The sequence below is a fragment of the Fundicoccus sp. Sow4_F4 genome (assembly GCF_052116145.1).
Lineage (GTDB): Bacteria > Bacillota > Bacilli > Lactobacillales > Aerococcaceae > Fundicoccus.
Map to the genome: position 1 here is coordinate 212059 of NZ_JBQKLQ010000004.1, position 18677 is coordinate 230735.

General features: G+C 40.9%; 19 protein-coding genes. 13 read left to right on the forward strand and 6 right to left on the reverse strand.

Features of this window, described 5'->3' with window-relative positions:
• Positions 1-18 precede the first annotated feature (18 nt).
• On the reverse strand, positions 19-603 hold the full coding sequence (locus ACTQ5J_RS07965; protein ID WP_441752162.1) for a CDP-alcohol phosphatidyltransferase family protein: 585 nt from the start codon (positions 601-603) through the stop codon (positions 19-21).
• A gap of 482 nt (positions 604-1085) precedes the next feature.
• Entirely contained in the window at positions 1086-1925 is an 840-nt protein-coding gene (locus tag ACTQ5J_RS07970; RefSeq protein WP_441752164.1) for a VOC family protein, read from the reverse strand.
• A 236-nt stretch (positions 1926-2161) separates the two neighbouring features.
• Here ACTQ5J_RS07970 and ACTQ5J_RS07975 point away from each other — a divergent pair, with 236 nt between their 5' ends.
• The 5 genes from ACTQ5J_RS07975 (at position 2162) to ACTQ5J_RS07995 (ending at position 6714) form a co-directional block, all read left to right on the forward strand.
• On the forward strand, positions 2162-3172 hold the full coding sequence (locus ACTQ5J_RS07975) for an NAD(P)H-quinone oxidoreductase (RefSeq protein ID WP_441752166.1): 1011 nt from the start codon (positions 2162-2164) through the stop codon (positions 3170-3172).
• 10 nt (positions 3173-3182) lie between these two features.
• Positions 3183-4004, forward strand: a complete 822-nt coding sequence (locus tag ACTQ5J_RS07980) for an aldo/keto reductase family protein (protein ID WP_441752168.1) — start codon at positions 3183-3185, stop codon at positions 4002-4004.
• Between the two features lie 354 nt (positions 4005-4358).
• A complete protein-coding gene (locus tag ACTQ5J_RS07985; protein WP_441752170.1) occupies positions 4359-5162 on the forward strand; it encodes a hypothetical protein in 804 nt (267 codons plus the stop codon).
• 104 nt (positions 5163-5266) lie between these two features.
• Positions 5267-6055: a CHAD domain-containing protein gene (locus tag ACTQ5J_RS07990; protein WP_441752171.1), complete on the forward strand. Its 789-nt coding sequence runs from the start codon at positions 5267-5269 to the stop codon at positions 6053-6055.
• A 17-nt stretch (positions 6056-6072) separates the two neighbouring features.
• The gene (locus tag ACTQ5J_RS07995; RefSeq protein ID WP_441752173.1) at positions 6073-6714 is read left to right on the forward strand and encodes an SOS response-associated peptidase; all 642 of its coding nucleotides are present in this window, start codon (positions 6073-6075) and stop codon (positions 6712-6714) included.
• Between the two features lie 83 nt (positions 6715-6797).
• On the opposite strand, the gene ACTQ5J_RS08000 is transcribed toward ACTQ5J_RS07995, so the two are convergent.
• Together ACTQ5J_RS08000 and ACTQ5J_RS08005 are read right to left on the reverse strand one after the other, a co-directional pair.
• Positions 6798-7574, reverse strand: coding sequence for an ABC transporter permease (locus ACTQ5J_RS08000; RefSeq protein WP_441752175.1), 777 nt, complete (start codon positions 7572-7574; stop codon positions 6798-6800).
• Between the two features lies 1 nt (position 7575).
• Positions 7576-8235, reverse strand: coding sequence for an ABC transporter ATP-binding protein (locus ACTQ5J_RS08005; protein WP_441752177.1), 660 nt, complete (start codon positions 8233-8235; stop codon positions 7576-7578).
• A 164-nt stretch (positions 8236-8399) separates the two neighbouring features.
• On the opposite strand from ACTQ5J_RS08005, the gene ACTQ5J_RS08010 reads away from it, so the two are divergent.
• Positions 8400-8918, forward strand: coding sequence for a VOC family protein (locus tag ACTQ5J_RS08010; protein ID WP_441752179.1), 519 nt, complete (start codon positions 8400-8402; stop codon positions 8916-8918).
• 143 nt (positions 8919-9061) lie between these two features.
• On the forward strand, positions 9062-9844 hold the full coding sequence (locus ACTQ5J_RS08015; protein WP_441752181.1) for a sulfite exporter TauE/SafE family protein: 783 nt from the start codon (positions 9062-9064) through the stop codon (positions 9842-9844).
• 149 nt (positions 9845-9993) lie between these two features.
• Here the strand turns inward: ACTQ5J_RS08015 and ACTQ5J_RS08020 are convergent, their stop codons facing one another.
• A complete protein-coding gene (locus ACTQ5J_RS08020) occupies positions 9994-10905 on the reverse strand; it encodes an AraC family transcriptional regulator (RefSeq protein ID WP_441752183.1) in 912 nt (303 codons plus the stop codon).
• A gap of 375 nt (positions 10906-11280) precedes the next feature.
• Here ACTQ5J_RS08020 and ACTQ5J_RS08025 point away from each other — a divergent pair, with 375 nt between their 5' ends.
• From ACTQ5J_RS08025 to ACTQ5J_RS08035, 3 genes are all read left to right on the forward strand, one after another.
• The gene (locus tag ACTQ5J_RS08025; RefSeq protein ID WP_441752185.1) at positions 11281-12354 is read left to right on the forward strand and encodes a galactose ABC transporter substrate-binding protein; all 1074 of its coding nucleotides are present in this window, start codon (positions 11281-11283) and stop codon (positions 12352-12354) included.
• Positions 12355-12432: 78 nt separating this feature from the next.
• Positions 12433-13944: a sugar ABC transporter ATP-binding protein gene (locus ACTQ5J_RS08030; protein ID WP_441752187.1), complete on the forward strand. Its 1512-nt coding sequence runs from the start codon at positions 12433-12435 to the stop codon at positions 13942-13944.
• Between the two features lie 29 nt (positions 13945-13973).
• Positions 13974-14993, forward strand: coding sequence for an ABC transporter permease subunit (locus ACTQ5J_RS08035; protein ID WP_441752189.1), 1020 nt, complete (start codon positions 13974-13976; stop codon positions 14991-14993).
• Between the two features lie 340 nt (positions 14994-15333).
• Here the strand turns inward: ACTQ5J_RS08035 and ACTQ5J_RS08040 are convergent, their stop codons facing one another.
• Positions 15334-16317: a YhdH/YhfP family quinone oxidoreductase gene (locus ACTQ5J_RS08040; RefSeq protein WP_441752191.1), complete on the reverse strand. Its 984-nt coding sequence runs from the start codon at positions 16315-16317 to the stop codon at positions 15334-15336.
• Between the two features lie 226 nt (positions 16318-16543).
• Here ACTQ5J_RS08040 and ACTQ5J_RS08045 point away from each other — a divergent pair, with 226 nt between their 5' ends.
• The 3 genes from ACTQ5J_RS08045 (at position 16544) to ACTQ5J_RS08055 (ending at position 18649) form a co-directional block, all read left to right on the forward strand.
• Positions 16544-17353, forward strand: a complete 810-nt coding sequence (locus tag ACTQ5J_RS08045; protein WP_441752193.1) for an aldo/keto reductase family protein — start codon at positions 16544-16546, stop codon at positions 17351-17353.
• A gap of 393 nt (positions 17354-17746) precedes the next feature.
• Positions 17747-18319, forward strand: coding sequence for a GNAT family N-acetyltransferase (locus tag ACTQ5J_RS08050; protein WP_441752194.1), 573 nt, complete (start codon positions 17747-17749; stop codon positions 18317-18319).
• 33 nt (positions 18320-18352) lie between these two features.
• On the forward strand, positions 18353-18649 hold the full coding sequence (locus ACTQ5J_RS08055; protein WP_441752196.1) for a hypothetical protein: 297 nt from the start codon (positions 18353-18355) through the stop codon (positions 18647-18649).
• The last annotated feature ends 28 nt before the right edge of the window (positions 18650-18677 follow it).

An 18677-nucleotide genomic window follows, 5' to 3' on the forward strand; every position in this document is an offset into this window, starting at 1 on the left:
TCGCTAATCCTTGTGTATTTATTTTCTCGAATTAGTTCGCAGTTGGCGAACAAACCAGCGCGTATATAAAATAAATGCCAACAGCAAACCGATAGCGGTTAGACTCATTAACAGGTTGGCTAGGGTCTGGTTCAAATTTGGAAAAGCGACCAGAATCAAAGCGCATGCATAGAAAACGAAGGTCGACACTTTGCCGTACCACAAAGCGCCATCCATGACTTTGCCATTTCTAAACAAGACAATTTGACAAACTAACAAGGCGATTTCCTTGATGACAAAGACTGCAATCACAATCACCATTCCCGGCCAAGTAAATACCAGACAAATGATAATCGCCAATTGCGTCAGCTTATCCGCAAAGGGATCCAGCAGCTTCCCAAGGTCAGTAATCATATCAAACTTGCGCGCAATTACACCATCGAGATAATCCGTCGCCCCCGACACCATCACAATAAAAGCCGCCCACAGATAATTATGGCGAAGAGACTCATTCAGATAAACATAAACAAAAAGTGGAATCAACAGAATCCGCACAATCGATAATAAATTCGGAATCGCCAACCAATCCGCTTTCTTAATCGGCGATTTTTTCAAATTATTCACACGCACTCCTCCTCTAAAACTAAAACTAATTTTAACATATTTCTCATCATTTGCGTTGTTTTAGTACTTAAACCATCTTTTTACAAAATATGAGCGACGTTCATAAGGCGACAGTCTGCTTGGGAGGAGGCACCTAGGACGCTCATCCAATCCCATAAACTGGGCGTTACGGCGAGTAGCAGTTTTGGCCCTGGCCGTCGCGGCGAGTAGCAGTTTTGGCCCTGGCCGTTACGGCGAGTAGCAGTTTTGGCCCTGGCCGTTACGGCGAGTAGCAGTTTTGGCCCTGGCCGTTACGGCGAGTAGCAGTTTTGGCCCTGGGCGTCGCGGCGAGTAGCAGTTTTGGCCCTGGGCGTCGCGGCGAGTAGCAGTTTTGGCCCTGGCCGTGACGATAAACTGATCACAACAGTCAGCGCTTTCACCAACACAAGAATGCGCTTGATCCACACGGGACAAGCACACACTTAAATGTTAAATTTCAAAAGTTAATCTTTTTCTTTCAAGCCCATCTCTTGCTCGAAGTAATCTACACGGTCTTCAAAAGAAACCACTTCGTGAATTTCATGTAGCATCCATACATAGCCTTCCAAATCAGCAAACATCGCGTTCGTGATCCCCATTTGCTCCATATGAATCGGCGTTTGAATTGCTTGGCAATCCAAAGCCATCGCTTTTTCCCAAACGGCGTGCAAATCGGGAACAACTAAGTTGAACCAAAAAGGCATACCTTCCCCTTCACCAGGTCCCATCAAGCCTTCGATTTCGTTCTCAGCAAATATTTGGAAACGTGTACTGAACAAGGTGAAAACTGCTTCACTGTGATCAGCCGCTTGCGACAGGATATCAATCGGGAAGATGGCCGCATAGGTTTCTAAGCTCAAGGCCACGTCTTGAACAACATAAGCAATTGCCAGGCCTTCAAAAGCGTCAATGTCGCTTTTGGAAAAGTCGTTTAGCATCCAAATATAGCCATCTGGATCGCGGAACATCGCGGTCATTGAACCTGAATCAGCCGACTTTGTTGGTTCGACTAACTCGCTACAACCTGCCGCGATGGCCTTTTGCCAAAGCCCCTGAATATCCTCTGTGCTGACATTAAACCAGAAAGGAAAATCCTCATCGACTGCCGGTGCTTCCATACCGTAGTCGGGATTCGCGTCCAATAAATGGAAACGCGTGCCAGCCAAATTAAATACCAATTCATTGCTGCCGACGGGGAAATTTGTTTCTTCAATAATTTCCAAACCGAACACTGCTTCATAAACTTCCTTCGTTTGCTTCACATTATTTACAATAAAATCAAATTCCACTGCCTGTAAATTCATATTAAAACTCCCTTTCACCAAATATGACGATTAGCCGTCAAGCCACAAAAATTATCTTGTGGCAAAATTAATTCATCTTCATTATTATACGCTTATTTTTGTCAACAAGGCTAACTTTTAGTCATTACTTTTGTAATGCCCTCAAACTGTTTAGCCCTATTTGGGCCGAGCGGTTCTGCGAGCGATAAAGCTTATCTTCGTGTATAATAGATAAAGTAGAAACGAGGAGGATTTCAATGAAGGGGATTGTAGTAAAATGTCTGGAAGAAGGCTCGACCTTAGAATTACGCGACGTCAAAGCACCAATTCTAAAGGAGGGTGACCTATTGATTGAGGTTGTATCAGTTGGAGTGAACCGAACGGATATTATGACCCGCGAGCGTCAGGCGGGCTATGCCGATGGTGCCAATGAAACGTCAGAAGACATAGTGGAATTGGGTGTTGAAGTAGCCGGCGTGGTGGTCCAAGTGGCTGGCGATAGCGCTGGGATCAGTGTGGGTGAGCATGTCATGGGGCTTGTTGATGGTGGCGGCTATGCAGAATATGTGGTCATGCCAGCAAATCGTGCCATGTTGCTTCCTGAAGGGATTAGTCTAAAAGAGGCAGCCGCAATACCTGAAGTATTTCTAACCGCCTACCAAACACTTTTCTGGCATGGTAAATTACAAGAAGGTGAAACAGTCTTAATTCATGCAGGGGCAAGTGGCGTCGGAACTGCCGCCATCCAATTAGCGAAGCAACTCGTCGGAGCACGTGTGATTGTGACAGCTGGTTCGCAAGAAAAATTAGATACCTGTCTAGCTCTTGGTGCAGATGTAGCCATTAACTATAAGGAAACAGACTTCAGTCAAGCCGTTTTAGAAGCCACTGACAACCGCGGTGTTGATGTGATTTTAGATTTCGTTGGTGCTAGCTACTGGCAGAAAAACCTAAGGAGCATTGCGGAAAGTGGGCGCTGGGTCTTAATCGGAGCCTTGGGAGGGTCTGTGATTTCGCAAGTTCAGCTGTTTGATTTGATGAAGAAATTTGTCACTCTGACAGGTACTTTATTGACGCCACGTTCAGCTACTTATAAGGCCAAATTAACGAGTGAGTTTCAAGCTCGCGTAAAACCTTATTTGGATAATGGCAGTATTTATCCAATCATCGACCGGACATTTGCTTTGGCGGACGCTGAATCTGCCCAAACTTACATGACAGAAAATCGTAATATCGGCAAAATATTATTAACAAATTTTAGTAAATAGGAGAGTTTAAATGGAACAATTAACTTTATTGAATGGCAAAGAAATCCCAGTATTGGGTTATGGTACTTGGCAGAATGTGGATCCAAGTGAGTGTGTCGATGGCGTTGTCAATGCGTTGAAAGCGGGCTACCGTCACATAGATACAGCACAAATGTATGGTAACGAAACGCTTGTTGGCGAAGGAATTCGTAAAAGTGGTGTGCCTCGTGAAGAGATTTTCTTAACAACGAAAATCGACAACGTCAATCATGCTTACGAAGATACATTAAAATCAGTTGATGAATCATTGAGAGCCTTAGGGACAGATTATTTAGACTTAATGTTAATTCACTGGCCAGTCGTTTCAGGTCATGAAGAAGATTGGCGTGAGTCAAACATTCAAACATGGCGTGCACTAGAAGACGCACATGAAGCAGGGAAAATCCGTTCTATTGGTTTAAGTAACTTTAAAGTAGAACATTTAGAAAACTTATTACCCCATTGCCGTGTCAAACCAGTTATCAACCAACTGCGCTTACACCCAGGAGTCTTACAAGCAGAAACCGTTGCTTTAAGTCGCGAAGCTGGTATGGCAATTCAAGCTTGGTCGCCATTATCACCTATTTCGCAAATGAAAGAAGATGCACAAGTTCTTAAGATGACTGAAAAATATAACAAGTCTATCGCCCAACTTCTTTTACGTTATGGCATTGAGAAAAATTATATTCCATTAACGAAGTCCGTTCATGCGGATCGTATTACAGAGAATGCACAAATTTTTGACTTTTCATTAGAAGCAGAAGACTTAGCTTACCTTGATACTTGGCATTGGGACGGCGACATATTCTTATAAAAATACTAGAGACGGCCGGTCTGGTCGTCTTTTTTATTGGGTGGATAGGATATGATGGATTAAGTAAGCATCTTTTCATCCACCGTTAGTCAAAAGGACAAAAGGCCTCTGGCTCAAAAAAAATAACAAAAAAGCGAGGTTGCTGGCTCATATCCATCACGAGCAACACTCGGCTTTCCTATAAAAATCAAACCCCTTCGTTAGAGGGTTTATTCTATCGTGTACCGTCTTAGAATTTTCGATCAGTCGCATGAAATTTAAAAAAGGTGTTAAGATTATAGGCAATATTTGAAAGTGATGCTTGAGTAAGATAAACTAATTTCCAATAGAGAAGCAAGGAAGAAGGGGGATATAATGCGCTGGAATGAGGTACAAAGCGATGCACAGGCTTGGTTAGAAGCTGGGCGGCAAGTACTCGAGGTAAGTCCACTGTACAAGGACCATAAACGATTAGAAAAACGAACCGGCAATTATCGATTGACCAATCCAGAAAAAGTTGCCTTGATTGGCGAAACAAACAATCTTCGAAAGCGAGCTAAGCGCTTATTAAAAGCTGAAATATCCGACTCAAACAACATGTCAACACCATTAATTCAAGTGTCTTATACGGATTTTGGTCGCAAGGAATTAGAAGAAACTCAGGGGACATTCGATAAATATTTGACAGACTATCAGTCGACCCAATTTTCTTGGGAAGAATTACAAGCTGAATCCCTTGAACTATTGAGTCAAGGCTTTCAACAATTGGAATATGTGAGACCTCGTGAATGGATGGCTCGCCAAGCCGAAGCGACAGCGGGTATTTATATGGTATTTAAAGATAATGAATTATTGTATATCAACCACAGCAATAATCTCTTACACTCTCTAAATTTACATTCGAACAGTACGCCCGCTTCTGGTTTACGTCGAGCGATTGCGACCTATGAATTAGGCATGGATTTGAAAACGGCACAGGAAGTTGGTCAAGAGGCCCCAAACTTCCAACCTTATGCGCGACAGCATTTAAGTTTAACGGAGAATTTTGCGATTAATCATTACTTACAAGAGTGTCTCGTCGTTAATTTACCTGTGACGCTAGGCCGAATTGAATTATCGGAGGCCTTATGCCATCACTTTGCGCCCAAACTAATGATTAAACAAACAGACATCACCTAAACACACTAACGGCCGCTTTTCTAGGGGCTGTTTTTCGTATGGTTTCTGATTTGCTTCTTGACCTGATATACTTATATTAAGGAAAGTGAGAGGAGAAAGTGGTTATGACGACAAAAGAAACCTTGAGTGAACCCATCGATGCCGTCCGCAAACAAACAGAGGCCGTCAAACGCAGTTACCAAGATTATCTGAATAATCCCTTTGAAGCTAAACACGTTCATGTTTTGCGCGCGAATATCCGGAAGCTGCGCGCACTGTTGAATTTCCTTAAGCCAACCATCGATCCCGCACTCTATCAAGAATTACAGTCGCATTTGCGTGAAGCAGGGCGAGGGCTCAGTCCCTTACGAGACTTGGATGTGCTACATGTTTTTTGTCAAGATTTTGCGGTAAAGGAACCGGATTTGAGTGACAATTACCAAGCACTGTTCAATTATCTGGGCATCTTGCGCCGGCGCGAACAACGCAAGACCTTTAATAAAACCAATAGCCAACACTTTGACAATATGCTCAAGTCGATTGATATTCTGTTATCCGACAAGCAAATACTCCAGACCAAACATTGGCCCCAATATATCGATAAGCGTCTCGCGAAGAAACAAGATAAGTTAGAGAATTTAAGTAAGCATGTCGATGAAATGCCTTATGAAGCACTCCATGATACACGCAAAAAAGCGAAGAAATTACGCTATGCGGCTAGCTTATTAAAAAGATCGACGGAGCAAACGTTAAAGAAAATCATCAAGTCGGCTAAACACATTCAAGCTGACTTAGGCAAAGAAACGGATAGTCATGTGATTGAAAGACTACTGAGTGACTTGAGCGAGAAGGCACCTGACGAAGCGGTACAAGCTATCTTATTATTAATCCAAAAACAATTAAAGCTATCCTAGAAAGGAAGCGGTCAGTCATGTGTGGTCAATATAGTTATCTAGCATCAAAGAAAGCATTACTCGAACGCTACCAATTAAATCCTGCTGATATTGATTCCTTTGTATTAGATTATGCGATAGAAGAAGCCGAACAAAAAGAAGACACACCCAACATTTTTTATCCAAGTGGGCATCATCCGATTCTGCTTCCCAATCAGAAAATTTATCATATCCAATGGGGATTGACGCCAAGTTTTGCGAAGCGTCCCTTGATTAATGCCCGAATTGAAACAATCTTGGAAAAGAAGACGTTTCGCGAACCCTTTATGAAAAAGCGCTGCATTGTACCAGCGACTTGTTTTTATGAGTGGCAAGTAGCAAATGCTGGTGACGAGCAATCTAAAACGATGTATAGTATCGCGGTTAAAGATCAAGCTATATTTTCAATGGCTGGAATCTGTGAACGGTATTCAGATGGCAAGGGCGGCAGTTATTTGACTTTTGCGATATTAACGACCGAACCGAGTCAACAAATGGCGCTTATTCATGACCGGATGCCAGTTATTTTAGAACCGTCTTTTGAACAAGCTTATCTTGATTTGGAATTGCCAGCAGAAGAAATACTTGAAAAAAATAGAAACACTCATCCACATGAGCTACTATTAGAGGCTAAGCCCTAATAAAACGACTCAATGAAACAGCCACTATGCTAGCCTTTTTAATGGGCTGACAGTAGTGGCTGTTTTGTTAGATGACGTTTAGTCTATTTGGTCATCGGAAGTTTTAATTGTAGTTGGTCGTTGTAGAAGGTTTGGTAAGTTAAATAGCTGGCGATAAAAGATGAGAGAGTTGCGACGGAAATCATCGTGAACATCACAACGATTTGATAGCGGATTGCGTGGGTTGGGTCGATCCCAGCAAAGATTAACCCAGACATCATGCCTGGCAAACTGACTAGGCCAACGGTTTTCGTGCTTGAAATCGAAGGTGTCATTCCGATGCGGATACTGTCGCGTAAAATGGCATGCGACGCTTGTTTACTCGTGGCTCCCAAGGCTAATTTTTCTTGGATTTGTTGGCGACGGTCATTGAACTGTGTAAGCAATGTACGATAAATGACGCCAATGGTTGTCATGGCGCTTGAGGAAATCATCCCAGTAATCGGAACGATTTGTGATGGTACCCAGTCGAGCGTGCCGGACAAAACAAGAATGATTAAAGCTAGGCTTGTTCCGATGCCGATAGATAAAAAAGAGGTGCGGAAGGAATGTTTGATGCCATTACTTGTTTTATGAGCATGGTAGCTAGCGTTGAATATCATGAAGGCAACCATGACAAGCGTGAGCCAAAAGTTATCCACTTTAAACACGAACGATAAGACGTAACCGATAATAAATAATTGAATCACCGAGCGCACAGAAGCGATGATAATGTCTTTACTGAGGCCGATTTTCTCTTTGAAGTCGACCGAAACGGCCAACATGATTAAAAGAGTCGATAGCATTAGGGATAAATTGCTGATTTCTAAGTTTTGAGTCATTTTATTTAATTTCCTCCATTAGGCCGTTTTCAACTTTTAACACACGATTAAAGTATTGGAGATCATCATTGTTATGAGTTATCCAAAGAAGGGTGGTGCCTTGCGCTTCGTTGAGTTGACGGACATAATTTAATATAATATCACGGTTGATTTGATCGAGTGAACTTGTCACTTCGTCCAATAAGAGAACACGTGGCATATACATTAAATTACGGACTAAAGCGATTCGCTGCTTTTCGCCACCAGACAATTCATGAATTTCTTTTGTTAGATAAGTGGCATTCAAACGGACTTTTTCCAAGCCTTCAATGGCACGCTTTTCGTCGAAGGTCTCTTGGCGAATTTCAGCTGGAAAAGCTAAGTTATCGCGGACCGTTTCATCAAATAAGACGGCATTCTGGAAGAAGTAAGAGACTTCTTGACGGTAATCGATTGGATTCTGCTGGCTTAAATCAGCGCCTTTAAATTGAATGCGACCTTCAGTCGGCGAGAGTAAACTTCCAATCAATTTTAATAAGGTGCTTTTACCACTTCCAGAAGGGCCGACAAGGGCAATGCTGTCACCTTCATAAATATCCAATGTAATATCCGACAAGATAGATTTGCTATTAATTTGAAAGCCTACTCGTTTCAGGCTAATAATCGGCTGTGTATGTGCCATCTAATTTCCTCCTAGAAATGCTTATTCTGATTTAAGTTAACTAGAATCATTCTAATCTATATGTGCGTTTAAAGCAACTAGGGTAGGGTATGAACACGTTTACTCCCTCTGAATTTCAACCAGATATGTTATACTTATTCTATGAATGAAAGGGGTTGTAATGGATGCCTAACCAAAACCGTTTAACACTGAATCTTGTGGTCTCGAATGCTCTAATGGCGCTGACTTTCTATGAAAAAGTTTTAGAGGCTAAGCGTGGAGATGTTTTTGAATTTCCAAACCGTCGTGAGAAAAATGAAGTCAATGTGTTGATTGGCAATGTCGCTTTGCGTTTAATTGATGAAAATCCTGACCATGAGTGTTTTGCGCCGAAAGCAGGTGAAACAGCTTCCATTTGGCTACAATTGATGGTAGACGATGTCGATGCTACTTTAGCAAAGGCCCGACATCATGGGGCGACTGAGATTCAACCTCCCAGCGAGTTTATGGGCATGTATCATGCGCAGTTCACCGATCCTTTTGGTTACACTTGGACAATCAATCAATTGCTCAAGGAAATTTCTTTTCAGGACCGCTATGAAGCCTATATGAAATTGCAGGAAGAAAGAATCGAAGAAGAGGCTGAAGAAGTGGGCAACACAGATAAGATTCAGCGTATTGCCAAGGCAGATTGGCGATTTTGACAGGTAGCGGACTTGATAAAATCAGCCAGATTAAGCGCTCGGACTTACGCCGCGCCAACTGCTCGCTCAAGTGCCGAGCCAAGTGCTCGCCCGAGCCCTTATGACAGGATTAACTAAGATTAAATTTATTAAAGGAGCGTTTCATGACACTGACATTTATTTACACTGTAATTGTTTTGCTTGCAACAACCATTGGCGCCGTGACCGGCTTAGGTGGCGGCGTTATTATTAAACCATTATTTGACTTATTGGGCGCAGACACCCCAACAGTCATCGGTTTTTATTCTTCAGTCGCTGTTTTTACGATGTGCTTAGTGTCCATTTACAAGCAAATCAGAAAAGGGTTTCAATTTAATGGTCCGATTCTCATTGGGGTTTCGGCCGGTTCACTAGTAGGTGGCTATTTAGGAGAAAGCCTCTTTTCGATAGCAACTCAGTCCCTCAGTGATGCGATGGTTCAACGCATTCAAGCGAGCTTATTACTTGCGACCTTGATGATAATCTTGATTTACGCCTTCAATAAACATCGCATCAAGCACTATCAAGTCAACCATTGGCTATTAGCCGTTGGTGTCGGCGTCTTTCTAGGTACGATTTCAGTTTTCCTAGGAATCGGAGGTGGCCCATTGAACGTGTCTTTATTAATGTGGCTGATGTCCTTCAGCATGAAAAACGCTGCCGTTTACTCAATTGCGACCATCTTCTTTTCGCAACTATCCAAACTCGGCAGCATGGCCTTGAGCGGCGAACTGTTTGAATTTGACTTTAGTCTCTTGCCATTTATCATAGTCGCCGCCATTATCGGGGGTTACATGGGCACGCTAATTAACCAAAAACTCACTAACCAACGCATCGAAAACCTATACAACGCCTTAATGATCGTCTTGATGTTCATATCCGTCCTTAATATTTACCAAACATTTTAATTAAAAGCTGCAAAAAAAAGACCCAACCGACCCTTTTTAGACAATAGTACCGTCAGTATTATCGTGAAACCTTTAAGCGTCCAGTCAGTCTTTTTCTGCAGTCTTTTTTTTATTCCGACTTAATCACTATACCATCCGACACGAGTTGATTAATAGTATTTTTTGAATGATTTTTTACGCAGTGTCTCATCGATGGTAAATAACATTTCATCATAAATGTCTTCACTCAATTGACGAAATTGTGTGGGACTATAGTGATAATATTTGGAGAACATTTTTGAAAAACTGAAAGCATCTTTATAGCCTACAATGCTGGCGATTTCTTTGACTTGCATTGTTGAGCCACGTAAGAGCTGAACTGCCTGGTTCATCCTAAGTTCTTGAATCATATTCTTCGGCGATTGACCGTAATACTCTTTGCATAGTTTGAATAAATAGTTACGACTGATATCGAAGTGATCCGCAATTTGTGTAATCGATAAGTTGGTAAGAAAGTTTTCGTAAATAAACTCATATATTTTTTCAGCAAGGTTTGCTTCGGGAATCGTGTAAGAATTTTGCCGAGTTTGGTAGACCGCAAACTCATGATTAATCGTTAAAAGTAGTTGATAGAGGTGACTAAAGGCTCGTAAATAATCGAGTTGACTGGTTGGATCACTATTAGAGAGTAAAGCAATAAAATTAAGCATCTCCACCCAAGCTAGACTGTCTTCCTCGAACTTGTAGACATCCTGGTTGGCAAGTGTTGTATTGCGCAAATAGTGATGCAAATTTTTGCCACCTAAACCAATCCAGGCAATCGTCCAAGGTTGGTCGGCTTTAGGGGTATAGAAAACTTGTTGATTTTTCTTCAAGATAAAGCCATCACGCGCTTTTAATTCATAGGTCTGATGATTAACCTTGTAAATTCCTGCACCATCCAAGACTACATGGAGGACAGCCTCATGACGGACGCGGTAGTTATTCATTTGGTGAGGAACAAATTTTTGTAAGCCGGCTTCAATCAAAGTTAACTCGCCATTATCCAAGGCTAAGTGTTTCCAAAAACTTTTCATAATCATTTTTTCACCACTTTCTATTCATTACTATAATCATATCATATAATAAACAAAAGGCTATGCATTTGTTATGAAATATCATAGACATTCAATTTTCAAAAAGCATATAATTACAAATGTAAGGGTTTGCAATTTAAGTGTCAAAGGAGGTTGTTTTAAAGCAATTTATCAAGAGTTCGTTGGCATTGATTATTTTTTTGGACGCAATGAAAGGAGAAGGGCGTGTGAAATGCGCCATTTTTTTACTAAGCAATAAAACGAGAATCAATGACAGATAATACTTGATTCTGTCGAGTTTTAAAGCGATTACTAGTAATGCAAGATTTAGAAAGTTTTATTTTATAGTCATAATACTTACAAAATAAAGGAGAGCATTCAATGTTGAAAAAAATTAGAAAATATCTGGTCGCTCTATTCGTATTCGTCTTAGCAGTGGGACCTTTTGCCAGCTTAACACCCGTTCATGCGGAAGGGGAAACTTATGACATTGGGGTAGCCATTTATCAGTACAACGATAACTTTATGACATTGTTCAGAAACGAATTGGAAGTTTATTTTGCTGAATTAGGTGAAGCTGATGGCAATACCTACAATCTTGAATTCCAAGATGGTAAAAACGACCAAGCCACACAAACGGAACAATTAAATAACTTTATTGCTCAAGGTAAAGACCTATTAATTGCAAACTTAGTAGACCCAACAGGAGCTGACCAAATTATTTTAAGTGCTCAAAGTGCAGAGATTCCGGTTGTATTAATTAACCGTGAACCAAATGCTTCAACACTAGAATTATGGCCAGGCAAAACAACTTATGTCGGTGTTGACGCTCGTCAATCTGGTATCTATCAAGGTGAAATGATCGCTGAATTAGATGACATGGGTGATTTAAACGGCGATGGTAAAGTTAGCTACTTAATGATTATGGGGGATGCTGGTAACGTAGATGCTGAACAAAGAACACAGTATTCTATCGAAACGTTAGAACAAACTATCCCAACAGAAACTTTAGGTGAACACCAACGTGGTAACTGGGATCAAGCAAAAGGTCAAGAAATTGCTGCCAATGCTTTGAGCCAGTATGGTGAAGACTTAGAAGTTATTTTCTCTAACAACGACGGTATGGCTTTAGGAGCAGTTCAAGCGATTAACGGTGCAGGCCGAGTCATCAACGAAGATATTTATATCGTTGGGGTTGATGCTTTACCAGAAGTAGTTGAGTTATTAGGTGAAGGTCAATTTACAGGGACTGTCTTAAATGACCACTTTAACCAATCACATACAGCTGCTGAAGTTGCAGTTAAATTATTAACAGGTGAAGATGTGGCTGCTTACTTCTGGCATGACTATATTAAAGTAATGACAGCAGAAGATGCTGAATTACAACGCTTAGATTATCGTGAAGAAACGGTTGAAGAATACCAACAACGTCTAGTTGACACTTATGGTGAATAATTAATCTTTAGAAGCTTTTAAGGCGTCTGACTGTCAAACATCAGACGCCTTATTTTTAATAGAAGGATGTGAAAACTATTGAATGAAAATGTACTTTTAACCATGACAGACATTGATAAAACCTTTCCCGGAGTAAAAGCATTAGACCAAGCCCAGCTGACAGTAAAAAGAGGCAGCGTACACGCCTTGATGGGGGAAAACGGTGCAGGGAAATCAACTTTGATGAAATGTTTGTATGGCATTTATTTCAGAGATAGTGGAACAATTGAATTAGATGGAAAAGAAATCAATTTTGTTAACTCAAAAGAAGCCTTGGATCATGGGGTAGCGATGATTCATCAAGAATTACAGCCGATTCCTAAAATGACGGTGGCCGAGAATATCTTTCTGGGAAACTATCCAATGAAAGGCTTGTTTGTTGATCATGACCAGATGAACAAAGAGACTCAGCGTTATTTAGATATTATTGGCTTAAAAGTTAAACCTGACACAGAGTTAGGTGATTTAACGATTTCGCAACAACAATCGGTTGAAATTGCGAAAGCTATTTCTCACGATGCAAAAATTATTATTATGGATGAACCGACATCGTCTCTCACCTCTACCGAAGTCGCTAATCTGTTTAGAGTCATTAATAAACTGAGAGATGATGGCTTAGGTATCGTGTATATTTCTCATAAAATGGATGAGATTTTGAAAATTTCTGATGAGATTACGATCATGCGAGACGGCCAATATGTTGGCACTTATGATGCACAGAAAATTACGACACAAGAAATTATTCGCCACATGGTTGGGCGTGAATTAAATAAACAGTTTCCTGAACGAGATTTCTCGCCTCAAGAAGAAAATATACTTGAAGTGAGACACTTTACATCACCGAGAATGAACTCGTTTAAAGATTGTTCCTTTGAACTAAAAAAAGGAGAAATTTTGGGAGTGGCGGGTTTGGTTGGTGCACAAAGGACCGAATTAATGGAAGCTATTTTTGGCATCCGGGCGATTGAAGCTGGCAGTCAATTATTCCTCCATGGAAAAGAAATTAAAATTAAAGATTCAAAAGATGCGATTAAAAATGGCTTGGCACTTGTGACAGAGGACCGTCGTCACTCAGGTATTTTTAGTGTGCTATCGATCACAGATAATGTATCGGTTGCTTCGCTCAGAAATTATACGAATGCGATTGGCTTACTTCAAGAATCTAAAGTTAAAGCAATGGTTGATCAAGAAATAAAAGCATTGAATGTCAGAACACCTAGTCGCGATACACTCATTCAAAACCTCTCAGGTGGGAACCAACAGAAAGTTATTTTGTCTCGTTGGCTAGTTACAAGTCCAGAAGTATTCATACTGGATGAACCAACCAGAGGAATTGACGTAGGGGCAAAATATGAAATTTATGAAATTATCAATGCTCTAGCTAAACAAGGAAAATCAATCATTTTAATCTCATCTGAAATGAGTGAAATTATCGGGATGTCAAATCGCATCATGGTGATGTGCGAAGGTGAAATTTCAGGCTTCGTTAATCAAGAAGATGCGACGCAAGAAAAAATTATGTCCCTTGCGACTCGTTTCATGACGAGTTAAAGCACATCGATTAAATTGGAGGTATCATCGTGAGTGAAAATTCAAATAAAGTAACGAATCATACAGTAAAAATCAAGGAATGGCTAATTGAAAATGCGTTAATAGTGGTTATCATCTTAATGGTTATCTATACATCATTTAGTGCGAATAATTTCATCAGTTTCAATAACTTAAAAAACATTCTATCCAACGTTTCAGTCCGCTTTATTATTGCACTAGGGGTTTCCGGTGCCTTGATTATCCGTGGAACTGACTTGTCAGCAGGGCGAATTGTCGGAATAACAGCCGTCACGTCAGCTGTCTTCCTCCAAAGAGCGGATGCGCCAGGGATTCTTTATGGTAATATCGCAGGGAGTTCGATTCCAGTTGCACTGGTTGCGGCCATTGGCGTTGGTTTATTCTTTGGTTTAATCAATGGTATTGTAATTGCGAAACTATCTGTGCCACCTTTTATTGCGACATTAGGAACCCAAATTGCGATTTACGGATTGAATATGATTCTGTCTAAGAATACTCCTATTGGTTCATTAGATACAGGCTACAGTCGTTTTGGGGCACAAGGTTTCAGATTAGGCGAATTACAAATACCTTATTTGACTATTATCGCCTTACTAGTGGGGATTATTATGTTTGTCTTATACCGCTACACTGTTTATGGTAAACACATGTATGCGATCGGTGGTAACGAAGTCGCAGCAGAAGTGTCAGGCGTAAACACCCACAAATCTAAGATTATCATCTATGCTTTAGCTGGATTGTTATACGGAGTTGCCGGTTTCCTATTAACAGCAAAAACGGGTTCGGCAGCTGTCACTGCAGGACAAGGTTATGAATTAGAAGCCATCGCCGCCGCAACTATCGGTGGAGTTTCAACTGCCGGGGGAGTCGGAACTGTGCCGGGTATTCTGGTTGGTGTACTCGTGTTCGAATTATTAAAAACCTGTCTGCAATTCTTAGGAATTACCCCTGAGATGACCAACGTCTTCCAAGGAATTGTGATTGTCGCAGCTGTTGCTTTAGACATCCGCAAAACAATGAAGAAAAGATAAAAGATGTCCCTTTTTCAAAAAACAAGCCTGCACTGTCTAAGTTTAAGACAGCGCAGGCTTGTTTTGGATGAGTGAATGAAGGGCCAAAGGAAATAGGAATCGTTGGCAAAATTGGGACGACTACGCCAGTTCAAGCTAGAAGACCCATTGTCAGCTGGTTAATTGCATTGAATTTTTTAAGGTATTAAGCCAAAAAAGCACTAACTCTGCGGCAACAGAGGCTAGTGCACAATTAATAAATTTCTGACTTCTATTTTTCATAGGGAGTGTCTTTTGGCTTATTTTCTTTCAAATAAAAACTGCCTCACTCACTGAAGAAGAGGCAGTCTGTTAATTAGAATTAGAATTTGACGATTGTTCGACCTAGGTGTTGACCGTCTTTGATTTTAGCAAGTACTGAAGGAACTTCATCCAAAGTAATTTCATTACTTAACGCATCTGAACTGATATTCCAGTCAGTTGCTAGGTGATCCCATAATAGGAGACGACGCTCGTTCGTTTCTGTCACTGAATTAATCCCTAAAATGTTCACGCCTCGTAAAATAAATGGTAAAACGTTGGTTTCTAATTTAACGCCTGCGGCATTCCCACACATTGAGATGCTGCCATTGTCAGCCAGCTGTGGAATAATTGTTGCAGCCACATCGCCACCAACAGTATCTAAAGCGAAGTCATAGCTCGCACGACTTAACATGCGTTTATCACCTAAGTCATCTGGAAAGACAATATGGTGAGCGCCTAAGTTTTTAGCAACCTCAACTTGATAGTCTTTACGAACGAGTGCCGTTAAGTTTGTGTAGCCTGCTTTACTTAAGAGTTGCAAGGCAACACTACCCACACCACCTGTTGCACCAGTGATAATGACACGGGCATCCTTGTTGTCTGCAAGACCGTGTTGTTCTAAGGCATAAACGGATTGAGCGGCTGTAAAGCCAGCTGTTCCATAAACCATAGCGTCTTTCAGGCTCAATCCTTCAGGTAATGGAATGATCCAATCAGCATTTACGCGTGCATACTCAGAAAGTCCACCTGTATGACTCACTCCTAAGTCGTATCCTGTGATTAACACTTCTTGACCTTCTGTAAAACGATCGTCTTCTGAAGTAACGACTGTCCCACTTAAGTCGATACCTGGAATCATTGGGTAACGGCGAATAACGCCACCCTTAGGTTGTACTGCCAGCATATCTTTATAATTTAATGATGAATAAGCAACCTTAATTAAGACATTGCCTTCGTCTAATTGATCCAATGTAATCTCTTCAATTCCATGAACAATATTGTCATCACTTTCCTTCACTACTAATGCTTTAAACTGATCCATAAAATCCTCCTCGATATTTTTGTTATGTTACTTTAATCCTCATGATAACGTTATCACAAACACCTATTGAAAGCAATCTGAGTGTGAACGATTACTATTCCTATTTTGTAAGTGCTTACTTAAGTTTAAGGTAAATTTCTTGAAAAATATACTAAGCCTTACTGATTGCCTTCATTAGTTCACCTTAGACAATTATGTTATAATACAGTGGATTGGAGATGATTAAATGGAATTTGTAACACTGAATACTGGCGTGGAAATCCCTATGATCGGAACTGGGACAAATACGTACGGAAAACAAGACCATAATTATAATGGTGACATAACTGGAGATACTACGGAATTAGATGCTGCGATTGCATCAGGCTATCGTTTAATTGATACAGCTATCGGTTACCGTAACGAAGCTGTAATTGGAGCTGCCGTTAAAAAGAGTGGATTAGACCGTTCAGAATTTTTCTTAACTTCTAAATTACCGGGTAAAGAAGAGTATACGGCGTCACGTGAGGCTGTTGAGGCAGGTATTGCGTTCAGTTTAGAACAACTTCAAACAGATTATATTGATTTGTATTTGATTCATCATCCTTGGGACGATTTAGATGAGATAGTTTCAGTCTGGAAAGTTCTAGAAGAGTATGTGGATAAAGGTGTCTTTAAAGCCATTGGTGTGTCAAACTTTGATGAGAGACAGTTGCAGTATCTGTTAGATAATGCACGCATTGAACCAGCGGTTAACCAAATTCAGTCGCATGTCGGCCATTGGAATCATGAAGTGATTGCTTTTGGCAAACAGCACGGGATTGTCTCTGAAGCTTGGGGGCCTTTATCAGGCGTATCCGACGAAGCACGAGTGAAGTTAACTGAAATTGGTAAGTCTTATAATAAATCATGGGCTCAAGTTAGCTTACGTTATCAAATTCAAAGCGGCGTAGTAGTGATCCCTAAATCGCATGATGCAGGTCGTCAAAAAGATAATCTTGAATTATTTGATTTTGAATTAACAGCAGAAGAAATGGCTGAAGTTGCTGCATTATAAGCAGCAAGAAAATAGTCGTTCGCGTTTTTTTATGCTAGCTAAACACGACTTAAATTAAACTCTTAGTGGAAAGGTGCCTGCCGGGTATCCTCTGCTAGGAGTTTTTTAGTCTGGCACGATGGAGGGTTCAACGGACCAAGTGTCCCGGTATAGTAGGCCCGATGGAATGTCCATTGGACCAAGTGTCCCAGTGGAGTTGGCACAATGGGGGGCATCGGACCAAGTGTCCCCGTAGAGTCGGCCCGATAGCGTGCCAATCGCTCCAAGTGTTGAGCGCCAGATGTCTACTCTATGGTTAATGTATCCAATCGGCTTCACTCATCTTAAATTATAGAGGCATTGTCCATTAAATCATGATAAAATAATGTGAAACAAGGACGAAGGAGTGGTATGATGGATCGATTTCCATTTAAATATTCAATCGATGAGGAGCTGGCTTTGGTAGCACCGACGCATGTTCAATCTGTAGCGGAGGAATTGTTTCGCCTACTGGATAGCGACCGGGAACATTTACGTCCATTTTTGTCCTTCGTGGATACGACACAGACTGTTGAGGATGAACTAGCTTTTATCAAGTCTCAACTGAATGGCCAGGCGGAAGGGACAGACTACCTCTTGTTAATTACTTACCGCAAGCAATTAGTCGGCACCATCAATTATCACTTTGTTAGTGCAAGCAATCAACGGGCTGAAATCGGCTATTGGCTTCATTCAGCTTATAATGGTCAAGGGATTATGACTCGTAGTGTTAAAGCAATGCTGGCAATAGGTTTCGAAACACTGGACTTTAATCGGATAGATTTGTATGCTGATATTGAAAATCATGCAAGTAATGCGGTAGCTAAACGAGCCGGCTTCACTCATGTGGCTGTGCAACCAGCTCAAGTCAAACTATATGATAGTTTCCGGGATATGCACCAGTATGTCATGCTGAAAAGTGACTATGAAGCGATGAAACTAAACTAGTTGCTAAAGAGTTGAAAGGGGTCAAGAGTCTATATGTTACTATATTTATTGCTGATCTTTGCGGCTGCTATTGTGTTGAGTGTTATTACACGCTCGAAAAACCAAAAACAGATGAAAGTAGACCGCAATAATTTGCAGACTGGCAATCTAAACGATCGGCAAGTTATGAATATTTACCGCAAACTTGAGAGCTATCAGGATAGTCAATTTTATGCGATGATCGCCTATGGTATTTTTTACAAGCAATATTTTAAAGATGCGGCTGAAAATTACAGCTTATTTAAAGATGAGATGCACAAACGAGATTTATTTAAAACATATCTTTTATAAAGCTTGTCGAAATGACACTCGCACACAC